The following is a 16,285-nucleotide window of genomic DNA, read 5'->3' as shown; positions in this document are numbered from 1 at the left end:
GGACGCACGAACGCCCGGTCCGAGGACCGGGCGATGGGGTGCGATCAGGTGGTCAGAGGCCGCGCTCGCGGCGGCGGCGCCACCGCTCCTCCATGCGCTCCATGAAGTGGCCCCCGGAGCGCTGGCGGCTGGGACGGTGCGGGCGGCCGCCGTCGACGACGCCGAACCCGGTGCGTCCCGAGGCGCGAACCTTGGGCGTCGCGCGGCCGGGACTGCGCGCGGAGGTGAGGGCCAGGATCGCGCCGGCGAGCATCACCACGAAGCCGAGGACGCCGGTGATCGTCTGGAGGACGGCGGTCAGGTCGAGCAGCACCGCGACGATCAGGAGGCCGATGCCGACGAGGAGGATCGCCCCGCCGAGGATCATGCGGCGACGTGCGGCCCGTTGGAAGGAGGTGCCGCGCAAGGTCGAGGCGAGCTTGGGGTCCTCTTCGACGAGGGCGCGCTCCATCTGCTCGAGCATTCGCAGTTCTTCTTCGGAGAGCTCCACGTTTCCTCCTCACCTCTGGGGCAAGTCTAGGCACCCGCCACCACCTACGGTAGGCGTCCCCGGAAAATTCACCCCCGGGGCAGGAGAGGGACGTCAGACCAGGCTCGCCGGACGGACCGCCGCGGCCCCGAACCGCCGTGTCGCGCGGTCCACCGCGCGGTCCGCCTCGGCCCACCCGTGCTCCGGCTCGCCGAGGACGAGCTGCCGGTGCACCGTCGCGCGCGGCACCAGTCCCTCCACCCGTACGCCGACCAGTCGCAGGCGTGCGCGCTGGAGCCCGAGCGCGTCGTAGAGCCGGGTCACCGCGCGGTGCACCTCGACAGTGACGTCGGTGGCCTCGGGCATCGTGCGCGAGCGGGTGATGGTGGTGAAGTCGGCGAAGCGCACCTTGAGGGTGACGGTGCGCCCGGCCACCTCCGCCGCGCGCATGCGTCCGGCCACGCGGGCCGAGAGGCGCAGCAGCTCGCGGACGATCACCTCGCGGTCGTCGGTGTCGCGCGCGAAGGTCTCGTCGGCCCCCATGGACCGCTCGGGCTCGTGCGGACCTGCCGTCGGGGTGAGGTCGCTGCGGTCGGTGCCCCAGGCCAGGTGGTGGAGCTGGCGACCGAGGTGGTCGCCGACCGCACGCTGGAGGGTCTGGAGCGGGGTGTGGGCGACGTCGCCGACCGTGAGCAGGCCGAAGCGGTGCAGGAGCGCCTGCGTCTTCTCCCCCACGCCGTAGAGCTCGCCGACGTCGAGCGGGTGCAGGAAAGAGGTGACCTCCGCCGGAGGCACCACCACCACGCCGTCGGGCTTGGCGCGGCGACTCGCGACCTTGGCCACCGACACCGACGCCGCCACCCCGACGGAGCAGGTGATGCCCTGCTCGTCGTGGATCGTCGCGCGGAGGTGCTCGGCGATCTCGGCGGGGGTGCCGAGGCGGCGCGTCGACCCCCTCACGTCGAGGAACGCCTCGTCGAGCGACATCGCCTCCACCACGGGGGTGACGTCGCGGAAGGTCTCCATCACCGACGCGGAGACGCTGGTGAAGGTGGAGTAGTCGGGCTGGAGCACCACGACGTGCGGGCAGAGGCGGCGGACGCGGGTCATCGGGAGCGCCGACCGGATGCCGTAGCGGCGGGCGACGTAGTTGGCGGCCAGCACCACGCCTCGACCGCTGCCGCCCACCACGACCGGCTGGTCGACCAGGTCGGGGCGCTCGCGGAGCGCGACGGAGGCGTAGAACGCGTCCATGTCGACGTGGAGCAGTGGGGTCTCGGTCATCCTCCGCCCCCCGAGGGGCGATGGTCAGCGGCGCGCGACGACGTGGAGCTGGGCAGCCAGCGGGAGGTACTCGGGGCGGGTGGCCACGGCCTTCTCGAGCTCGACCAGCGCGGCCGTCGCGCCGGGCTCGAGGTCGAGGAGGCTGCCCGGCACCAGGTCGGCGAAGACCCGGACGGCGTGGACCCACTCGGGGTGCAGACCGGCGCCGGCCAGGAGGTCGACGACCTCGTCGTGGGTGAACCGGCGCCCGCCACGTCCGACCGGGCCGCCCGAGGCGTGACCGGCCGAGCCGTCGGGCGCGTCGTCGAGGAGCTCGCGGGCGGCCTGGAAGTGGCCGGCCATCGCGCGTGCCACCACGGCGGCGTGCCGCTGGGCGACCAGCAGGCTGAGGTGGCCGTCGGGGCGCAGCACGTCAGCGATCGAGGCGAGGGAGGCCGCGGGGTCGTCGACCATCTCGAGGACGCCGTGGCAGAGGACCAGGTCGGCCTCGTCGGCGAGGTCGGGCAGGTCGGACAGGTCGCCCTGCTGGCCCGTGACCCGGTCGGCGACGCCGGCCTCGCGGGCGCGCCGGTCGAGGGAGGCGAGGGCGTCGGGGCTGGGATCGATGACCTGGACGGTGTGGCCCAGCTCGGCGAGCGGGACGGCGAAACCGCCGGTGCCGCCGCCGATGTCGACGATGCGGGCCTGCCGTCCGTCGGTCGCGTCGCCTGGCTCGAGGAGGCGGCGTACGCCCTCCCAGACCACGCCGGTGCGGACGGACTGGCGGCGCTCGCTGGCAGAGGAGCTCGCGGTCGGCTGGGCCATGGGCGCAACCCTAGTGGCTCGACGTGCGGGGTCCTGCTGCGGCCGCACGGGCCGCCGGAGCGGCGGGTCGGTGCGGTGGCGCCGTTCATCCGGGGCTCCCAGGACTGCGGTGCCACAGCGTGCGGGACGGAGGTTGGTCGCCCACCCGGGCATCAGCGCCGGCGGCCGCGGCGAGCTTGCGCCCGACGTCGCGGGCGGGGTCCCCGGCCGGTGCGACGTCGGCGTAGGGCGAGAGCCGGAAGCCGCTGGAGTGTACGAGGGCTCGCCTCCCGGTCGGCTCGTCCGCTCCCTCCGGGAGGGGCTCGGGTCGTCGGGCCAGCTCGGCGCGCACCCGCTCGAGCGCCTCGTCGGTGGTGCGTGCGCGTTGCCACAGGGCGTGCAGCGCGGGCAGGTCCCACGCACCGGTGGCTCGCAGCGAGACGCCCCGGCGGCCCGTGCGCCGCAGCTCGCCGCGCACGAGCAGCAACCAGGACGAGAACACGGTCGCGGCGTAGGGCCCCTGGGCGTCCTCGAAGAAGGTCGCGTCGACCGGGCCGGTGCCGTCGTCGAGGGTCAGGAACACCACCCGTCGCCCCGACCTGATCGGCGGCGTCTGGGTCGCGACCTTCACCCCGGCCACGAGCAGCTCGGACCGGCTGCGCCGGCGTAGCAGGTCGCGACTGCGGGTCACCTCGAGCGCATCGAGGAGCGAGGCGTAGGGCGTGACCGCGTGCTGGCTGACGTCGAGTCCCAGGATCTCCAGCTCGGCGCGCATCCGCTCCAACGTGGTCATCTCCGGCAACCCGGTCGCCCGCTCCCCCGGCCGGCCCGGTTCGTCGCCCAGCTCGAGCGTGAGCTGGACCGACTCGGCCTCGACCACCGGCCGCGTCGCCCGCGACTGCGCCGAGGCGCGGGCCCATACGCCAGCCTCGGCCAGCGCGTGCCGCTCCGTCACCCCCGACGAGGCGCGCACCGTCGGGTCGGTGCTGTTGCGGGCAGCCGCGTCCGTCGCAGCAGCGGTCGCCCTCGGCGGCGCGCTCCGCCTGGTCAGGCCCCGACCGCGTGCCCGCGAGGCCCGGTCGACCAGACGCGCATGGAGGTCGAGCTCGGCGACCTGCAGCAGCAGGTCGCGCCGCGTGATCCGACCGCGCCGGTCGAGGGCCTGCTCGCCCGTCGCGATGCCGTAGACCGCGTCGAACCCGCCGGCCAGCACCAGCCGCTCGAGGGTCGGCCGGGAGACCCGGGCTCGGTGGAAGAAGTCGGACAGCGACGCGTAGTGGCCGCCCCCGCGCGCCTCGACGATGCGGGCCACCTCGGCCGCGCTGATGCCCTTGACGTCGGTGAGGGAGAGCCGGATCGCGTGGCTCCGGGGTCCGTCGTCGGCGTCGTCGGCGCGCTCGACGACGTAGGCCGATGCGCTGGCGTTGACGTCGAGCCCTCGCACGCCGACCCCGACCTGGCGGGCGTCGTCGAGGATCAGGCGCTTGGGGTACATGCCCGGGTCGTGGGTCAGCACCCCGGCGAGGAAGTGCGCCGGCCAGTGGGCCTTGAGCCACGCCGACTGGTAGGTCGGCAGGGCGAACGCGGCGGCGTGGGCCTTGCAGAAGCCGAATGACGCGAAGGCCTCGAGGACGCTCCAGATGCGCTCGACCAGCGCCAGGTCGTAGCCCTGGCCGAGCGCCCGCGGGAGGAACCAGGTCCTCGTCGCAGCCATCCCGTCGGCGCTCCCGAGCGCTCGGCGCTTCTCGTCGGCCTCGGCGTAGGAGACACCGCCGAACCTGGCGATGATCTCGATCACCTGCTCGTGGAAGACCACCACGCCGCGGGTGCCCTCGAGGATCGGACGCAGGTCGTCGTGGAGGTAGTGGACGTCTCGCCACCCGTGCTTGGCCTCGAGGTAGGGCGTGATCATGTCGCTCTTGACCGGGCCGGGGCGGAACAGCGAGATGTCGGTGACGATGTCGTCGAAGGTCTCGATGCCGGACTTGCCGACGAGCTCGCGCTGTCCGGGTGACTCGATCTGGAAGACGCCCAATGTCCTGGCGCTGCTGATGAGGTCGTAGGTCGTGGCGTCGTCGAAGGGCACCTGCGCCTCGTCGTCGAGGTCGACGTGCACACCGTCGACGCGTCGTACCTCGGCGACGGCGTGGGCCATCGCCGACTGCATCCGGATGCCGAGCACGTCGAGCTTGAGCAGGCCGAGCTCCTCGACGTCGTCCTTGTCGAACTGGCTCATCGGGAACCCGGCGTGCGACGCCTCGACCGGGGTGCGGTCGAGCAACGTCACGTCGGACAGCAGCACCCCGCAGGGATGCATCGCGATGTGGCGCGGCAGCCCGTCGAGCCGCTCGACCAGTCCGAAGAAGCGGTCGAGCGCGCCGTCGCCGAGCCCACTGGCCCGCAGCTCGGGCAGGTCGCGGAGCGCCGAGCGGGCGTCGCGGGCACGGACGTGCGGGAACGCCTTGGCGATCGCGTCCACCTCCCCCGGAGGCATGCCGAGGGCGGCGCCGACGTCGCGGACGGCGTGGCGGACCCGGTAGGTGTCCATCATCGAGACGGTCACGCACCGCTCGCCGCCGAAGCGGTCGAGGATCGCGCGGTAGACCTCCTCGCGTCGGGCGGACTCCACGTCGACGTCGATGTCGGGCAGCGAGGCACGCAGCGGCGACAGGAACCGCTCCATCAGCAGGCCGTGGCGGATCGGGTCGACCCCGGAGATGCCGAGCAGGTAGTTGACCAGGCTGCCGGCGCCGGACCCGCGCGCGGCCCGTCGGACGCCCATCTCGCCGATCAGGTCGGTGACGTCGGCGACGGTCAGGAAGTAGGAGGCGTAGCCCAGGGTCCGGATGGTCTCGAGCTCGTCGTCGAGCCGCTTCCAGACCCGCATCCTCGGGCCGGTGCCGTAGCGCCAGCCGATCGCCGCCTCGCTGCGGGCGCGCAGCAGGGAGTCGGCCGTGCGGTGTGGGCCGGCGTCGGGGAGCTCGAGCTCCGGGAAGTGCACCTCGCCGATGCCGAGGTCGGTGCGCGGGTCGAGCGCGCACCGGTCGGCGACCGCCCGCGTGCGGGCGAGCAACCGCCTCGCCTCTCGGTCGCTGTCGCCCAACCCGGCGAGGCGGCAGATCTCGTCGGCCACCTCGTGCATCTGCTTGCCGGTCTTGAGGAATCCCTCGGCGTTGCCGCGCGCGCCGTCGGGGCCGACGTCGCGCAGTCCGGCCGAGCCCAGCGGCACCAGTCGCCGGGCCGCGTCGAGCACGTCGACCGTCGGGGCGTCGAGCCGGTCGGTGTAGCGCACCGCGTTGGTCAGCACCGTCGTGAGGCCGGCACGGCGGGCGAGGCCGGCCATCCGCGCGGCGTGGGCCGACGTGCCCGGCCCCCAGGCACCCCCGCGGCCACCGAGCCGGTGGGACACCAGCTCGACGACCAGGTTGGGGCGCGGCACCACCTCGAGCCACGGCGCGAGCACCGCCGGGCCGAGGTCGTCGCGGCGCCGGGTGGCGACCGCGCCGAGCTCCGAGGACGGCCCGAGCAGCACGAGCACGTCACCGCCCGCGAGGTGGGGAGCCAGCAGCTCGAGCGTCGCGACGGGTCGCCCGCGCTCGCCGGACAGGTGGACCGAGGACACCATCCGGCACAGGGCCGCCCACCCGGCCCCGCCCATGGCGAGGAACGTGACTCGGTTGCCTCCCCCCTGCTGCGGGGAGGGGCCACGTGACACGCCACCGCGCGCCGGCGTACGGCGTCGGGGCGGGCGCCCACCTCCCCCGACCGCCGCGCCTCCGGTCGCCGGGTCGGTGGTCGGACTGAGGGCGAGGTCGACCCCGAGCACCGGACGGATGCCGGCCCGGCGGGCGGCGCCCACGAACTTCACCGCGCCGTAGGTGCCGTCACGATCGGTGAGGGCAAGGGTGTCCATGCCGTGCTCGACAGCCCTCTGGACGAGCACGTGGGGGTGGGACGCGCCGTATCGCAGGGAGAACCCGGAGGCGACGTGGAGGTGGACGAACGGGTCTGACGACACCTCGCCCCGCCCTCAGGCGACGCTGGCGTGCGGGACCAGGCCGAGCGCCTGCTCGACCACGGCGAGGAACCGGTCCGCGTCGCGCACCAGGTCGTCGGCCTCCCGCTCGGTCACGGCCCGGGTCGACCCGGCCTCGGCGGCGGCGCGCTTGCCGGCACCGGCAGCGAAGAAGCTCGCCCACTCGGTCAGCTCGGGAGCCACCTCGGCGAGCAGGACCCATGCGTTCTTCTGCCGGCGGCCCCGCGGAGCCGGGCGGGCCCGGGCCGCGAGCAGGGCGGCCGCGGCACAGAGTGCCGCGACGTGGGCGCAGGCGTAGCGGGTCGGCACGTCGCGCGCCGTGATGGAGTCGCGGAGCGACGTCGCGGACCGCTCGAGGTAGGAGTGCGTGGTGGCCGGAAGCATGTGGGGCCCGACGTAGGGGCCGGGACTGGTCGTCGAAGTCATGGCGTGCCCTCAGTCCAGGCACCCGACGAGCTGCCAGCGCCCGTCGGTCCAGTCGAAGGAGAGGTCGAAGACGCCGTAGGACGGCTGGTCGCCGACCTGCTGCCGTCCGCCCTGGATCCCGCGGCCGGCCTCCACCCGCCACAGCTCGCGCTCGGCGACGAGGTCGGTGATCGTCCTCGACTGCGCGCCGTCGGACCCGCCGTCGGCCCCGCCCTGCCACCACGGACCGGTCTCCACCCAGTGCGCGACGACCGCGCGCACCTTCCACAACCTGCCCCGCCACAGGAACTGGTCGGGGTCCTCCGCCTCGCCTCGTCGCACCTCGACGGGGTCGTCGTACTGCCTCATCGCGCCTCCTCGCATCCGTCGACCCCGGGCCGACCCGGGGGACGGTGGGGGTCGAGGTCACCGCCACCCGGGTCGCATCGAACACATGTTCGAACAACGAGAACGGTACTACTCCCCACCGACAGCCCGTCAAGGGCCGACGCGACTCCGGGACGAATCCCGGGGACGGATCCCGAGGACGGAGGGAGTGGACTGCGCGGAGGACGCGCGGGAGGACGTCAGACCCGACGCAGGTAGGCGGTCGTCTCGCGCTGCCAGAGGAAGAACGAGAGCACCAGGCCCTCGACGATCACCAGGGCCGACAGCACCACGAAGATGACCGGGAGGTGGCTGTCGAGGCAGACCACGCCGACCAGGACTCCGACGCCGGCGGTGGCGGTGAGCACCGGACGGGTCCAGCCGTAGCCGCCGACGAAGAAGGAGCCGAGCACCAGCACCAGCAGGGCGAAGCCGACGAACGCGACGACCGATAGGGCGACGAACCCGGGCACGATGGGGCTGTCCCGCAGCAGCTCGATGCCGCCCTGGGCAAGGAGCTCCTGCGCCGACGGGTTGCCCTTGGCCCAGCCGAGGATGACGTCGTCGCGCATCAGCCAGATCAGCAGCGTGATCACGCCGGACGTGGCCACGATCAGTCCGAGCACTCGCATGCTGTTGACCACGGATCCCGGCAGGTCGCGCGCCATCTTGAAGTCCCCCTGAGGATCGTCGTCGTTCGTCGCTAGGCTCGCATCATGTCGACCGAGCACGCATCGATCACCTCATTTCGAGGGGACCTCACCCGGCGCGGCGGCACCGGTGACGTGGTCATCCTGCCCGACAGCGCCCACACAGCGGCACTCGCCGCGGCGGCGCTGGGGTGCGAGGTCGGCGCCATCGCCAACAGCCTGCTCTTCGACGGTGACGGCGAGCCCATCCTCGTCCTCACCTCCGGTGCCCACCGCGTCGACACGGCGGTGGTCGCCGAACGCATCGGCGTGACCCGCCTCAAGCGTGCCGACCCCGACTTCGTGCGCCGACACACCGGTCAGGTGATCGGCGGCGTCTCCCCCATCGACCACCCGGCACCGGTCCGCACCTGGATCGACCCGTGGCTCCGTCGGCACGACGTCGTGTGGGCGGCGGCCGGCCACCCGGCCGCGGTCTTCTCGACGTCGTACGACGAGCTGGTGGCGATGACCGGCGCGGTCGAGGTCGAGGTGGACTGATGGGGACCTGCTGATGGACGCCCTGGCCCTCACCTTCTCCAGCGGGTGGGCGAGCGGCATCAACGCCTACCTCGTCGTGCTGGTGCTGGGCATCGCCGACCGTGTCGGCTCCTACGCCGACATCCCCGACGTCCTGGGCCGGTGGGACGTGCTGGCCGTGGCCGGCTTCATGTTCGCGATGGAGTTCGTCGCCGACAAGATCCCCTACATCGACTCGACCTGGGACGCCATCTCCACCGCGATCCGGCCGACCGTCGGCGCGGTCATCGGCGTGCTGCTCGCCGGCGACGCGGCCTCGCTGGACCAGGCCGTGCTCGGCGTCGTCGGCGGCGGCACCGCGCTGCTGAGCCACCTGGCGAAGGCCGGCGGCCGGCTGGCCATCAACTCGTCCCCCGAGCCGGTGACCAACATCGGGGCCAGCCTCACCGAGGACGCCGCCGTGCTCGGGGTGGTGTGGTTCTCGCTCGAGCACCCGCAGGCCGCCGCGGCGATCGCCGGCGTCCTGCTCCTGACCGGCCTGGGCCTGCTGCTGGTCCTCACCCGGCTGGTGCGACGCGGCTGGCGGCGCTGGAAGAACAAGGAGCCCGTCGACCGGGCGACCTAGCGGACGCCTAGGGTTCCCCCGTGGCACGTGTGGTGGTGGTCGGAGGCGGCTTCAGCGGCATGGCAGCCGCGGCCCGGCTGGCCAGGATGGGCCACGAGGTCACGCTCCTCGAGCGCTCCGAGCACCTCGGCGGTGCGCTCACCACGGTCGAGCACGACGACTTCGCGTGGGACGCCGGGCCGACCACGACGCTCCTGCCGGCGGTCGTGCGCGACCTGTTCAGGAAGTCGGGCCGCCCGCTCGAGCGCGAGCTCGACCTCCAGCCGCTCGACCTGGTCCGCGAGCACCGCTTCGCCGACGGCTCGTCGGTGCGGCTGCCCGGCGGCTCACGAGCCGCCCAGCTCGACGCGTTCGAGTCCCTCGGCTCGGGCCTCGGCCGGCAGTGGGTCGACCACGTGGCGTCGTACGGCGAGCCGTGGGAGCTGCTGCGCAAGGAGTGGTACGAGCGGCCCTTCGACCCCGACGTCGCGCCGCGCGAGCTCATGGCGATGCTGGACCGGCGCGAGTCGCTGCACAAGCGGCTGCGTCGGACACTCGACGACGAGCGGCTGCGACTGGTCGCCGGCCACCGGCTCGTCATGGACGGCCACGACCTGCGCAGGGCGCCGGTGCTCGCCGGCGTCGACGTCTACCTCGAGCAGCGCTTCGGGTCGTGGACCGTCCCCGGCGGGCTCGCCGCCCTCGGCGTGGCGATGGCGGACCGCCTCGCGCTGCGCGGCGTCGCCGTGCAGACCGGCACGCAGGCGATCGACCTCGTCGTGCGCGACGGCCGGGTCGCGGCGGTCCGGACCGCGGGCGGCGAGGTCGACGCCGACCACGTGGTCGTCGCGATCGACCCGCGACGGCTGCCGGCTCTCGCGTCGTACGTCCGACGCACGATGCCTGCCTTCCCGCCGGTCGTGTGCCACGTGGGGCTCGAGGGCGAGGTGCCCGACCTGCCCCACGAGGTGGTGCTCCACGGCAACCCGCTGCTGGTGGTGCGCACGGGTGGCCGGGCGCCGGACGGTGCCGCTGCGTGGACGGTGCTGGCACGAGGCCTGGTCGCGGAGGACGTCCTGACGGCGCTGGCGCGCCACCGGCTCGACGTCCGCGGACAGGTCGTCGCCCGCGTCGACCGCACGCCGCGCGACCTCGTCGAGGCATGGGGCGGCTCGCCGTACGGCGTGCAGTGGCAGGGCCCCCGCACGGCCCGCTCACGGCTGGGTCCGCGGACGCCGATCGCGGGCGTGCTGGCCGCCGGGGCGCACGCCACCACCGGGTCCGGCCTGCCGTTCGCCGGCCTCAGCGCCGCGTTGGTGGCCGAGATGGTCGGCCGGGTCCCACGTCAGTAGGCGAGCTCCCACACGACCGTGACAGTGGTGGTGACCGACGCCTCGCCCGGCTCGAGGCCGTCTGCCGACGCGTGGGCCAGCGCCATCTTCGGCATCGGCGACGGGCCACGTTCGGCATCGCCCTCGACGATCGTCTGCACGGCGCCGAGTCCCGCACCCGCCATTCCCGCCAGCTGGGCGGCGCGCTCACGGGCGTCGTGGAAGGCGGCCTCGCGGGCCCGGCCGCCGGCTCCGTGGTCCTCGGTGACCTCCAGGGCCACCCCGTCGATCGCGAGCGAGTCGCCGACCTCACCTGTGAGGTCGCCCAGCAGCGCCCCGGCGGTCGCCAGGTCCCGGCATGCGATGGCGTAGGAGTGCCGCGCCTCGTAGCCGGTCTCGCGCCCCTCGTGGTCGCGGGCCGGCCACACCGAGATGCCGGACGAGGCGACCCTGCGCTCCTCGGTGTGGCGGTGCGCGACCTCGACGACGGTGGCGGCGGCCGCCGCCATCGCGGCGTAGGCCTCCGCGACACTGCTCCCCCGCGCCACGGCCGCGAGCCGCACCACCGCGCTGTCCGGCACGACGGACGCGGAGCCGGTCCCGGTCACGGTCACGGTCGGCATGCGCGTCAGACGGTGATCTGCAGGTTGGCGAAGATCTCGCGCGTCGCCTTGGACCGGTTGAGCGTGTAGAAGTGGAGGCCCGGCGCCCCGGCGTCGAGCAGCGTCTCGCACAGCTCGGTCGCGATGGCGATGCCCTCGGCCCGCAGCCGCTCCGGGTCGTCGGCGTACGGCGTGAGGCGGGCCGTGGTCTCCTCGGGCAGCTGGCGGCGGGAGAACTCGACCATCCGCTCCATCGAGCGGAGGTTCAGGATCGGCATGATGCCCGGGATGATCGGGAAGTCGGCCCCGGCGGCGGCGGCCCGCTCGACCAGCGCGACGTAGTCGGAGGCTCGCAGCACCATGTCGGTCACCGCGAACTCGGCGCCGGCGTCGTGCTTCGCCTTCAGCACCCGTGCGTCGTGGTCGAGGTCCGGCGCGTCGACGTGGCCCTCGGGGAAGGCGGCGACGCCGATGCGCATGTCGGTCCGCTCCCGGATCAGCGCGACCAGCTCGTTGGCGTAGGTGAGCCCACCCTCCGTCGGCGTCCACGGCGTGCCGGGGCCTCCCGGCGGGTCGCCCCGCAGCGCCATCACGTGCTCGACGCCCGCGCGGCCGAGGTCGTCGAGGATCGCGCCGATCTCGTCCGTCGTGTGCCCGACGCAGGTCAGGTGCGCGACCGGGAGCATGCTGGTCTCCCGCGCGATCCGCTCGGTGATCGCCACGGTGCGGTCACGTGTCGTGCCGCCCGCGCCGTAGGTCACCGACACGAACGTCGGCCCGTAGGGCTCGAGGTCGGTGATCGCCTGCCACAGCTGCTGCTCGCCGGCCTCGTCCTTCGGCGGGAAGAACTCGAACGAGAACGACCGGTCTCCACGCGCGAGCAGCTCGCGCATGCTCTGTCCCCCTGTTGGCGTCATACGCAACAGCGTACGGACGACCGCGCCGTCATCGACGCCGTGTCCAATGTTTAGGCTGAACTGGTGACGACCTGGGACCCAGCCGACTTCCGCGACCGGGTCCAGCAGGTGCTGGATGCCTTCCTCGACGAACGGGGAGCCGAGCTCGCCCCGCTCGGCCCCGACGCCGGTCGCCTGATCGCCGAGGCCCGTACGGCCGTCAGCGGCGGCAAGCGGTTCCGGGCGGCCTTCTGCCACTGGGGACACCGGGCCATCCGGCCGTCGGTCGACGACGACGCAGCGCTGGCCCGGGCATGCGCCTCCCTGGAGGTGCTGCACGCCAGCGCGCTCGTCCACGACGACTTCATGGACGCCTCCGACACCCGGCGCGGCCGCCCCGCGACCCACCGCGCGTTCGAGGCCGAGCACCGCGCCGCGGGATGGCGCGGCGACCCCGAGCAGTACGGCGCCGCCGCCGCGATCCTGCTCGGCGACCTCCTGCTCGGCTGGGCCGAGGACATGCTGCGCCGCAGCGGCTTCCCCGCCGAGGAGGTCGGTCCCGGGCTGGCCATCTTCGAGCAGTGCCGCAACGAGGTCATCGCGGGCCAGTTCCTCGACGTCTCGGTGCAGGCGCGCGGCCGGGCGGACGTCGAGACGGCGATGACGGTGCTGCGCTACAAGTCCGCCAAGTACTCCATCGAACGCCCGATCCACATCGGCGCCGCCCTCGCCGGGGCCACGCCCGGGCAGCTCGAGCAGCTCGGACGCTTCGGCCTCCCCCTGGGCGAGGCGTTCCAGCTGCGCGACGACCTGCTCGGGGTGTTCGGCGACCCCGAGGAGACGGGCAAGCCGGCCGGCGACGACCTGGTCGAGGGCAAACGGACGGTGCTCGTCGCCCTCGCGCTCGATGCCGCTCCCCGCGCCTCGGCCGAGCGCCTCGACGCCGCGCTCGGGACGCCGCTCACCGGCACCGACGTCGACGAGCTGCGCGGCATCATCGACGACTCCGGGGCGCGCGCACAGGTCGAGGCGGTCATCGGCCAGCTCTCCGACCACGCGGTCGAGGCACTCCGGGCAGCCGACATCGACGCGCACGCGCGCGACGTGCTCGTCGAGCTGGCGGCCGCGGCGACCCAGCGCTCCGTCTAGCTGTGCGGTCTAGTCGAGGCTGGTGACCCCGGGCACGACGGGACCCTCGCCCCGCAGCAGCACGCTGAACGGCACGCCTCGCTCGTCGTTGACCCGCGAGCCCAGCACGCTGAGGGCGATGCTGAAGGCCTTCTCGTCCGCGCGGGCGAGCGTCGACCAGCCGTCCCACAACAGGACGACCCCGTCGCGACCGCTCCCGATGTCGTGGAGGCAGTCGGCGAGGGCATCGAAGTTCTGCCCGTAGTGGTCGGGGAAGTCGAGCGCCTCGCCCACCGCTGCGAGGAAGGCCGGCTTGGTGTCGGCGCCGGTCCAGCCGTCCACCCAGCCGAAGCCCCAGCCGGCGTGCTCGACGGAGTGGCGTACGTCGGCGACGTCGAACGCGCCGTGCCAGAGATGGATCCCCGGGGGTTCGTGTCCTGCCAGGACGGCTGCGAGGCCACTCATGTTCCTACCTCCTGATGCGCGAGAACGAGCTGTAGTGGTCGTCGGTCCAGTAGAGCTCCTCGCCGTCGTCGCCCGCCACGATGCGGCGCGCACCGCGGTGGTCGACGCCGGGAGTGGGGACCGTGTACTCCCGGTAGTAGCCCATCGGCTGGTCGGGCAGCAGCTCCTCGCGGTTGCCGAAGGTGCCGCCGTCGTGCTCGGGCTCGGGGAACGGTCCGCCGGCGTCGATCAGCTCGACGGTCCGTCCCGCCTCGGGCGGGAGGGCGGCGAGGCGTACGACGGGCAGGCCGCTCGCCGGGTCGGTCCCGTCGGTCGCGTCGTCCGGGGCCGAGGACGTGGACGAGGACGAGGACGTGGAGGTCGACCCGCCGTCACCCGCGGGGTCCTCGTCGCCCTGACCGCCGCCGGCGACCAGCCAGGCGACGAGCATCATCGCCGCCGCGAGGAGCAGCAGCCAGCGGTAGCGCTGCCTGCCCGTCGACGCGGCCGGGGCCATCAGTACTCCAGCACCTGGGCGCGGCGCTTGACCTCGCTGCCGCGGTTCTCGCGGAGGGCGTCGATCGGGCGGCCGGGGAGGTCGTCGTCGGTGAACAGCCAGGCGATGCACTCGCGGTCGTCGAAGCGGTGGTCGTGCAGGAGCACCAGGAGGCCGGACAGCCCCTTGACCACCAGGCCGTCCTGGATGAAGTCGGCCGGCACCCGCGGGCCGGCACCCGGCTCGGACACTGCGGCGGCGAGCTCGTGATCGCGGATCATCGTGCGCACCTTGCCCGGCGTCACGCCGAGCAGCTCGGCGACCTGGCTCCAGTCGAGCCACTCGGGTACGAGGGCGGCCAGGTCACGGTCGGCAAGCGGGACGTCAGTCATGCCACCAGCCTATGAGAGCGCCCGCGCAGCAGCGAAGTCGCGCGCGGCCGCCGAAGTTGTCACCCCGGCGGGTGGTCCGTACCGTGCCGGGGATGCACCCCCTCCGATCCGCACTCGCAGCAGCCCTCGTGGGCCTGCTGGCGCTCACGCTCTCCCCTGTCGTGTCCCCCGCCTCGGCCGACCACTTCGACGGCGCACCCGGCCCGATCCACGCCGGCAACACGTTCGGCTGGTACCAGCACGGCGTGTTCCGCCAGGAGTTCATCGGCCCCAAGCCGGGCTTCTGGAAGAAGAAGGGTCGCGGCGTCGTCCGCACCCAGAACGGCATGCTCACCCTGATGAGCACCAAGCGCGGCAGCGTGTCCGCCACCCTCGACCTCACGGGCCACACCTACGGTCGCTGGGAGATCCGGATGCGCGCCCGCACCATGTCGAAGGTCAGGGGCGGCAAGCCGTTCAAGGTCGTCACCGAACTGGTCCCCGGCGGCACCCGTGACCAGCACTGCGGCGGTCGTGACATCGGCATCCAGAACTTCACGCTCGGCACCAACACCGTGAAGTCCTACGTCCACACGCTCCCCAACAGCTCCTACCGCGGGTTCCTCGGCCGCCACCTGCGCAACGACCGCTGGCACACGTACGCCGTCGAGGTCGCCAAGGACCACATCTCCTGGTTCGTCGACGCCCACGTCATCCACACCGAGCGCCGCACCGAGGCGCTCGACCCGGTGCCGCGGCAGCTGAAGTTCGAGCTGCGCGCGAAGAAGGGCAAGACGATGGACCCGGCCCGGATGCAGATGGACTGGATGCGCTACTGGTCGATGCGCGCGCCCAACGAGAAGTCCATCAAGGCTCCCCAGTTCGAGCTCAGCACGTTCAACGGAGGCTGCTGACCGGCCTCGGACCGGAGCACCCACGCGCGGCGGCCGTGGTCGGGGCGACACGCCCGGCCCGGCCGCCGTTCGCGTCCCGCGGCCGGCAGTGGCTAGCGTCGACTGCTCGTTCGCGCGCTTCCCTCCCGCGGGCCTCGGACCCTCGGGCGCAGCGGACGTGACGAGGAGCAACCCCGTGCCCCCACACCCCCGACCAGACCGACCAGCCCGACCAACCGGCCCGTTCCGTCGGATCGCGCGATGCGCCGCCGGGCTCGTGCTCGCCGTGACCACGCTGTCGAGCGTGGCCACCCCCGCCCACGCCGACCACGAGCACCTCCCGTCCGGCCGCACGCTGGTGTCGTACGTCGTCGAGCCGGGCGACACCGTCTCGGGGCTCGCCGTGCAGTTCCACGCGTGGACCGCCGAGATCGTCTCGCACAACCACCTCGGCAGGAACGGCGCGCTGAAGGTGGGCCAGCAGATCGAGATCCCGGTCGTCGGCAAGGCCGGCGGGAGCACACCGACCACCATGTGGCAGCACCCCGACCGAGACCGCGAGAAGGTCCGCCGCGTGGTCGCCGGCGCAGCCCGCAACCACGGCGTCGACCCGCAGCTCGCACTGGCGGTCTCCTGGCAGGAGTCCGGGTGGCAGATGGGCCTCGTCTCGCACGCCGACGCCGTCGGGGCCATGCAGGTGCTGCCCTCGACGGGACGTTGGATGGAGCACTACGCAGGGCGTCCGCTCGACCTGGACAAGCTCGGCGACAACGCCACGGCCGGCGTGCTGCTGCTCAAGGTGCTCTCGCGCCACACGCATCGTCGTACCCACAAGATCGGCGCCTACTACCAGGGCCTCGGCGCGGTGCGGCGGCACGGGTTGTACGACGAGACCCGGACGTACGTCGCCAACGTCGAGGCGATCAAGCAACGCCTCGAGGCCGGTCGGCCACCGTCCTGACGCCCGCTCGCCGCCCTCCACCCCGG

Annotated in this window: 18 protein-coding genes; 6 read left to right on the top strand and 12 right to left on the bottom strand. The window is 73.4% G+C overall.

The window, feature by feature from the left end:
• Positions 1-52: 52 nt before the first annotated feature.
• From JOD65_RS11595 to JOD65_RS11565, 7 genes are all read right to left on the bottom strand, one after another.
• Complete coding sequence (locus tag JOD65_RS11595; RefSeq protein WP_191196894.1) at positions 53-490, bottom strand: SCO2097 family morphological protein; 438 nt, start codon at positions 488-490, stop codon at positions 53-55.
• 93 nt (positions 491-583) lie between these two features.
• Positions 584-1,753, bottom strand: coding sequence for a DNA polymerase IV (gene dinB, locus JOD65_RS11590; protein WP_191196893.1), 1,170 nt, complete (start codon positions 1,751-1,753; stop codon positions 584-586).
• 24 nt (positions 1,754-1,777) lie between these two features.
• On the bottom strand, positions 1,778-2,557 hold the full coding sequence (locus JOD65_RS11585) for a methyltransferase domain-containing protein (protein WP_191196892.1): 780 nt from the start codon (positions 2,555-2,557) through the stop codon (positions 1,778-1,780).
• Between the two features lie 85 nt (positions 2,558-2,642).
• Positions 2,643-6,554: a DNA polymerase III subunit alpha gene (locus JOD65_RS11580; RefSeq protein ID WP_191196891.1), complete on the bottom strand. Its 3,912-nt coding sequence runs from the start codon at positions 6,552-6,554 to the stop codon at positions 2,643-2,645.
• 12 nt (positions 6,555-6,566) lie between these two features.
• Positions 6,567-6,998 carry an SAV_6107 family HEPN domain-containing protein gene (locus tag JOD65_RS11575; protein WP_191196890.1) on the bottom strand — a complete coding sequence of 144 codons (432 nt, stop codon included), beginning with the start codon at positions 6,996-6,998 and terminating at the stop codon, positions 6,567-6,569.
• Between the two features lie 9 nt (positions 6,999-7,007).
• A complete protein-coding gene (locus JOD65_RS11570; protein WP_191196889.1) occupies positions 7,008-7,346 on the bottom strand; it encodes a DUF6504 family protein in 339 nt (112 codons plus the stop codon).
• Positions 7,347-7,564: 218 nt separating this feature from the next.
• Positions 7,565-8,032, bottom strand: a complete 468-nt coding sequence (locus tag JOD65_RS11565; protein ID WP_191196888.1) for a hypothetical protein — start codon at positions 8,030-8,032, stop codon at positions 7,565-7,567.
• Between the two features lie 48 nt (positions 8,033-8,080).
• Between JOD65_RS11565 and JOD65_RS11560 the strand changes: the two genes are divergently transcribed.
• The 3 genes from JOD65_RS11560 to JOD65_RS11550 are packed head-to-tail and all read left to right on the top strand — an operon-like array spanning position 8,081 to position 10,489.
• Positions 8,081-8,554: a YbaK/EbsC family protein gene (locus JOD65_RS11560; protein WP_191196887.1), complete on the top strand. Its 474-nt coding sequence runs from the start codon at positions 8,081-8,083 to the stop codon at positions 8,552-8,554.
• A 13-nt stretch (positions 8,555-8,567) separates the two neighbouring features.
• Positions 8,568-9,158 (top strand): DUF4126 domain-containing protein, encoded by a 591-nt coding sequence (locus JOD65_RS11555; protein ID WP_191196886.1) that lies wholly within the window; start codon positions 8,568-8,570, stop codon positions 9,156-9,158.
• A gap of 20 nt (positions 9,159-9,178) precedes the next feature.
• On the top strand, positions 9,179-10,489 hold the full coding sequence (locus JOD65_RS11550) for a phytoene desaturase family protein (RefSeq protein WP_191196885.1): 1,311 nt from the start codon (positions 9,179-9,181) through the stop codon (positions 10,487-10,489).
• Here JOD65_RS11550 and JOD65_RS11545 read toward each other — a convergent pair.
• The gene (locus JOD65_RS11545; RefSeq protein ID WP_191196884.1) at positions 10,483-11,091 is read right to left on the bottom strand and encodes an SIMPL domain-containing protein; all 609 of its coding nucleotides are present in this window, start codon (positions 11,089-11,091) and stop codon (positions 10,483-10,485) included. The two genes, JOD65_RS11550 and JOD65_RS11545, sit on opposite strands and share 7 nt — an antisense overlap.
• 5 nt (positions 11,092-11,096) lie before the next feature.
• On the bottom strand, positions 11,097-11,963 hold the full coding sequence (gene metF, locus JOD65_RS11540; RefSeq protein WP_191196883.1) for a methylenetetrahydrofolate reductase [NAD(P)H]: 867 nt from the start codon (positions 11,961-11,963) through the stop codon (positions 11,097-11,099).
• An 87-nt stretch (positions 11,964-12,050) separates the two neighbouring features.
• Between metF and JOD65_RS11535 the strand changes: the two genes are divergently transcribed.
• A complete protein-coding gene (locus JOD65_RS11535; protein ID WP_307821109.1) occupies positions 12,051-13,115 on the top strand; it encodes a polyprenyl synthetase family protein in 1,065 nt (354 codons plus the stop codon).
• Positions 13,116-13,124: 9 nt separating this feature from the next.
• Here JOD65_RS11535 and JOD65_RS11530 read toward each other — a convergent pair whose 3' ends face one another.
• From JOD65_RS11530 to JOD65_RS11520, 3 genes are read right to left on the bottom strand one after another with little or no spacing between them, the layout of a single operon-like run.
• Positions 13,125-13,559, bottom strand: a complete 435-nt coding sequence (locus JOD65_RS11530; RefSeq protein ID WP_191196882.1) for a barstar family protein — start codon at positions 13,557-13,559, stop codon at positions 13,125-13,127.
• Between the two features lie 4 nt (positions 13,560-13,563).
• Positions 13,564-14,055: a guanyl-specific ribonuclease gene (locus JOD65_RS11525; protein WP_224748073.1), complete on the bottom strand. Its 492-nt coding sequence runs from the start codon at positions 14,053-14,055 to the stop codon at positions 13,564-13,566.
• Positions 14,055-14,426 (bottom strand): Rv2175c family DNA-binding protein, encoded by a 372-nt coding sequence (locus JOD65_RS11520; RefSeq protein WP_191196881.1) that lies wholly within the window; start codon positions 14,424-14,426, stop codon positions 14,055-14,057. The genes JOD65_RS11525 and JOD65_RS11520 overlap by 1 nt, the downstream gene beginning before the upstream one ends.
• 92 nt (positions 14,427-14,518) lie before the next feature.
• Here JOD65_RS11520 and JOD65_RS11515 point away from each other — a divergent pair, with 92 nt between their 5' ends.
• Together JOD65_RS11515 and JOD65_RS11510 are read left to right on the top strand one after the other, a co-directional pair.
• Positions 14,519-15,319 (top strand): family 16 glycosylhydrolase, encoded by an 801-nt coding sequence (locus JOD65_RS11515; RefSeq protein WP_191196880.1) that lies wholly within the window; start codon positions 14,519-14,521, stop codon positions 15,317-15,319.
• Positions 15,320-15,602: 283 nt separating this feature from the next.
• Positions 15,603-16,259: a transglycosylase SLT domain-containing protein gene (locus JOD65_RS11510; RefSeq protein WP_191196879.1), complete on the top strand. Its 657-nt coding sequence runs from the start codon at positions 15,603-15,605 to the stop codon at positions 16,257-16,259.
• Positions 16,260-16,285: the final 26 nt, after the last annotated feature.

This window comes from Nocardioides cavernae, from assembly GCF_016907475.1.
In the GTDB taxonomy this organism is placed as follows: Bacteria; Actinomycetota; Actinomycetes; order Propionibacteriales; family Nocardioidaceae; genus Nocardioides; species Nocardioides cavernae.
Note: the sequence above shows the minus strand (reverse complement) of the source record. Positions and strands in the feature narration are given on the sequence as shown.